We start from the raw sequence: 1219 nt of genomic DNA on the forward strand, positions 1-1219 counted from the left end.
GCAGGAGAGGGGGCGGCGCGGCGGGGCTGGCTGTATTTTTCTGAGGTGAGCCGGATTCCGGTGGAGGATTTGCGAACGATTGATCACCTGTGGCGAGTGGCCTCTGGGGATCGCTTTGGCTACTCTGTGCAGCGGCAACTGTGGCTGGGGGTGAACCGCAACTGGGAGCGCCTTTGGCCCCTCATCGGCTGGAAACAGGGCTACCACTGGACTCGCTACCCTGACGAGTTCATCTGGGATCTCTCCGCCCCCAAGGGCCACCTGCCCCTTTCCAACCAACTGCGGGGGGTGCGGGTTCTGGAGGAGTTGCTCACCCACAAGGCTTGGGAAGAAGTGTCTGGCTGAGCATCCCTGGTTACTGGCTGAATCATAATTGGACTAGACTGTGGCCGAGCAACTGCAACTAACCCAATTTCCCAACTTGCCCATCGACCTGGCCCAGGCCTGTGAGCAGGCCATCCAGGCTACACGGCTGGCTATGCAAGCAGGATATCGCCGCCTGCTCATCGAGATCCTGGCCCCCGACATCAAGCCAGAAGTATTGTCCCGCCCGTTCTTGGAGCTGCTGCAACCGCCTGCTTTGGTGCTATTCAGCGATGCCGGCGGAGCAGCCCTGGCCCAGCGGGAATGGGGATCCCTGCCAGAAGGGATTGAATTACAGAGCTTGACTTCCCGGACTCAACCTACCCCAGAACAGAGCCTCCTGCTGGTGATGCCAGCGGTTTACAGCTTGGATCAGGTGGAGCGGGTTTGCCAAGCGGTCAGTGGCGGGGATCCCTCTGGGCTGGCTTCCAAAGGACGGGATCCCAAACCCGTCGTGCTGCTCAACCCCCAATTGCAGGATGCCGCCACCGTGGGGGTGGGTCTGGCCGGTCGCCGACTGCGGCAGCGGTTCCTGAGCACCTTTGAGACCAGCTACTACCTGCGCTCCCTGGTGGAGGGGGCCCTGTTTCGGGCCTATCCGGATCCCTGGAGCGTGTGGCAGCAGGAAGAGCCCGGCCTCTACAGCGTCTTGAAGACTTTTATTGCCCAGCCCACCGGCGAGGAAGTGGCCGAACTGTTCAGGGCCAGCAAGGGAAAGGATCCCTGGTGGAGCTGGCGGCGCTGGCTGGGATCCCTGTGAGGGTCAGGATCTCATGGGGAGAGAGGCCAGGGGTGAGGGTTAGTACTATCTCAAACTCTTTTAATAAAGACTATAAAGCTCCCCGCCTCATCTCTA

General features: G+C 60.8%; 2 protein-coding genes. Both read left to right on the forward strand.

The window, feature by feature from the left end; translation table 11 throughout:
* On the forward strand, positions 1–345 hold a 345-nt coding region (locus tag NW820_RS11395; RefSeq protein WP_414407535.1), incomplete at its 5' end, for a GUN4 domain-containing protein.
* 40 nt (positions 346–385) lie between these two features.
* Positions 386–1123, forward strand: coding sequence for a DUF1995 family protein (locus tag NW820_RS11400; RefSeq protein WP_414407536.1), 738 nt, complete (start codon positions 386–388; stop codon positions 1121–1123).
* Positions 1124–1219: the final 96 nt, after the last annotated feature.

Source organism: Synechococcus sp. R55.7, from assembly GCF_047461955.1.
Classification (GTDB): Bacteria; Cyanobacteriota; Cyanobacteriia; order Thermostichales; family Thermostichaceae; genus Thermostichus.